Genomic DNA, 3670 nt, shown 5'->3' on the forward strand with positions numbered 1-3670 from the left:
CCCAGAGCGGCTATCGCACCGGCAATAAAAAGATATTCGGGAGCGTATTGATAGACGATTCCAGCTCCCAATGCCCCCACAAATCCCCCCAAACCGTATGAAATACCGAAGAAAAATTGCTGTGCTAAGCGGCGGGCTTTATAAAGAGAAAAGAGGACACTGATAGCCGCGGTATGAAAGAGGGCAAAACTGAACGCGTGAAGGCTCTGAGAGGCAAATAAAATGGCTAAGGAGTTAGGGAATAAGGCAACCAATACCCATCGCAGTGCCGTGATGAGCGCAGTAATCCATAACAGTGTATAGAGATTTCGGCGCAGCAGATTCCCTTGAAAATAGAACATGATAATTTCGGCAATAACCCCAAAGCTCCATAGCCATACGGTGGTATCCAGTGAGACGCCATGATCGGTTGTATAGATGGTAAAAAAGTTATAAAAAGGGCCGAAGCTCACCTGCATCAGGAAAAATCCGATCCACAGCGGGATATGGCTAAAGATAGAGAAACGGCACTCCTCGTGTGATGCAGCACATTCATTAGAAGGGGTATGGCGTTCTTTGTAACCGATCAATGCTCCAAACATCAGTGTTATGACTGCCATGAGGATGAGAAAGATGATCCCGATATAGGGTGAACTGAGGAATTTCACTAAAACCAGTGCAATAGCGATAAATCCGAGTGAACCGAAGAGGCGAATTCTTCCATAGCGCTCTTTGCCGATCCTCTCCAGAGAAATAACCTCGATATAAGGGAGAATAAGGGCTAGTCCTATTCCAAAGAGGATATTGACGAAAAGCAGAGGCCAAAACTGCTTCAGTGCGGGATAAAATCCTGCCGCACCTAATCCCATAAGAATAAGAGCGGAAAAAAATGTTTTTTGGCTCAGCCTGAACCCTCTGAGAAAAAGAAACGGTATCGCAAACCGTACCAGCGGAGCGGAGGCAAAAATAACACCGATAGCCGCAGGCTCATACCCTACCATGGAGAGTATCTTGGGGACAAAAATAACATGAACCCCAATAAGGGCAAAATAGAAAAAATAGAAAAAGGCGATTAACACGCTCATGTTAGGGGACGCGGATGACAGCGGTGCCGCTGATGAGGTCGTGCAACGTCCGTTTGTCTTTTCGAAACAGCCCGATAAAAAATCCGATCACAGTAATAAAAGAGAGAAAATAACCGATAAAACGGAGGGTTAGTTTCCAATAAGGGGCATTTTCAAGTGTTTTGACATCTACGACACGCGTACGGGCAAGCTTTTTCCCCGGTGTCTGCCCGCTTTTATGCCATAACCAAACGTATGTTATAAGAAAGAGCGCTATTTGGGTAATCGACGCTATCGGATTCGGGGGATTGCTTTGGGCTTTAGGGTCGTGTACTAAGACATCCAGACCGCCTGCCGTATTCATTTGATCATAACCGAAGATCATCATCATAAGGAGCGATATGGGGAGCCCTATCATGAAAATATCGGTTACAAATCCTGCGGCACGAGGCCAAAAAGGGGCAAAAAGTGTTTTGGGTTTTACACGGGTAGATTGTTTTTTTGTTTTTAGGGTTCGCCATCTCATAACAAAATTATAACGTTATTACTATTTGTTTACCAAGTTGATTCATAATACTGGTATCCCAAATGACAGCAGCAAGTCAGTGGGTAACGTTTTTTCATTCATCACTCACTCCTTAAGTTTCAAAGTTCAAAGTTCCGGCGTTCATCCTTCTCGCCGGAATCCTCCTTTAAAAATCCTGACTATATTAACGTTTCAATCCGATAAGAGTTTCTAGCAGCGTATCTGAAGTGGTAATTGTTTTACCGTTGGCTTGATATCCGCGCTGGATAATGATCAATTGTGTCAGCGATTTAGATAAATCGACGTTGGAAGCTTCAAGCGCAGAGGATTGCATAAATCCACGTCCTGCCGTAGCCGCCGTACCGATAATCGGATCCCCTGAGTTGGCAGATTGGAGATAAACGTTTCCGCCATCACTCACTAACCCCTCGTTATTCGAAAACTTTGCCATCCCGATTTGCGCCAAACCGAAAGAACGCCCGTTAGAGAAAGATCCTACTAACGTACCGCTTTGGTCAATTCGGATACCGACTAAATCCCCTCCAGGGTAACCGTCTTGGCTGATACCGCTGGTTCCTGATGGATTATCAAAACTGGTCATACCGTCAAATGAGTTGATCGTACCGAAATTCAAATCGATCGTTTGATTCGGAGCCGAACCGTTATTGGCAGTATAGGTAAGACTCGGAATCGTTGCGAGGGCAAGTGCTCCTGTGTTCGTAAAACTGATACGTCCTGCATCTAAATTTGTAAGTTCATTTTTATTGATTGTTCCGCCGATATCTCCCGGTGAGGGGACACTGACTTCATAAACCCACTCTGTCCCTCCGCTGGAGTTGAGAGCCGTTTTACGGAAATCGAGTCGAAGGGTATGTTTGGTTCCAAGGGAGTCGAACACATCGATACTCGCCGAGTGAGTAGCGGCATTAAACGATTGGCTCAATCGTGAGATGCTTGAACCGGTGGTTAAGGTTCCTGATAAGGTTTGGAAGTTTTGGGTAAATCGGGTATTTTCAGTGACCCCAGCCGAAGTTAATCCCGTGACGGCGAGACGAAGATCGTATTCATCGACTCCGGCACTACCGGGATTTTTGATCTCAAATTGCCCTTTGGCATTAATCTCGACAGTAATAGCAGATTCTGTTAAGACGTTATCATTATCTCCGTGATCATCTCCTATGAGACGGGCATCATGCTGCATTTGAGCCCGTAAATCTTCTGTTGATGTGAATTGACGTATAGCGCCGGTTGCAGTGGTTTCACCTATAGGGGTGGCTCCTGCACTAACAAAAGAATATTGAAATGCGGTGATATCGCTTCCACTGGTAAAACCGGTCGCTGCGACATCCGAAGTTACAACCAAGCTAATATTTTTACTGGCGGAGGTTGTCCCACGTGTATTATCATTAGTAAGAATCAAAATAGCCGGATTTGAGGGATCCGGTGCGGCACTCACACCCGTTGTTGCCGTATTCGCATTGATTTTAGCGGCGATCATACTGGTCGCTTGAGCTGCTGTTTCTGTCCCGGCGAATACCAATGACATGGAAACCCCGTTCACGTCAAATGCTAAAGCACCTGCAGCAGGTGCGGCAATCGTATCACTGTAGGTTGCGGGCTGATAGCTCGTCCACATCCCTTGACCGGTTTGGAGATTTAATGCGTTTCCGCTCGCATCAAACAAAACGTTAAAAAATTCAGGGCGATCATCATCCGCAGTGTTGGCTAAACCATCGACACCGGTTGTGTTAAGACTATTAGTATCAAGATTATAAATAGGTTTGAATTGTTCTACTTGATCCCCTGAACTGAGGTTTGCTTTGATCACCACTTCAGTCGTTGATTGTGCCGGAGTCGTTAGCCCCGGCGGGATTTGGATATTAGCGATCGGTGCGGTGGCATCGACAAGACCTGTCGTTTCATCACGTACCCATCCTTGGACAATGAATCCGTTGTTATCGACAAAGTTTCCGGCCGCGTCAAATTTAAAATCCCCCGAACGGCTGTATTTATACGTATTTCCGCCATCAGAACTGACGATGAAAAAACCGTCACCCTGAATCGCGACGTCGGTATTTTTATCGGTATTTTGGATTGATCC

3 protein-coding genes are annotated in these 3670 nt (G+C 45.8%); all 3 read right to left on the reverse strand.

What is annotated here, in order from left to right:
• On the reverse strand, positions 1 to 1064 hold a 1064-nt coding region (locus tag A2517_RS08535), incomplete at its 3' end, for an MFS transporter (protein WP_294896082.1).
• A gap of 1 nt (position 1065) precedes the next feature.
• Entirely contained in the window at positions 1066 to 1569 is a 504-nt protein-coding gene (locus A2517_RS08540) for an RDD family protein (protein WP_294896084.1), read from the reverse strand.
• 184 nt (positions 1570 to 1753) lie between these two features.
• A partial coding sequence (gene flgE, locus A2517_RS08545; protein ID WP_294896086.1) for a flagellar hook protein FlgE occupies positions 1754 to 3670 on the reverse strand: 1917 nt, incomplete at its 5' end.

Source organism: Sulfuricurvum sp. RIFOXYD12_FULL_44_77 (assembly GCF_001830725.1).
GTDB classification, from domain to species: domain Bacteria; phylum Campylobacterota; class Campylobacteria; order Campylobacterales; family Sulfurimonadaceae; genus Sulfuricurvum; species Sulfuricurvum kujiense_A.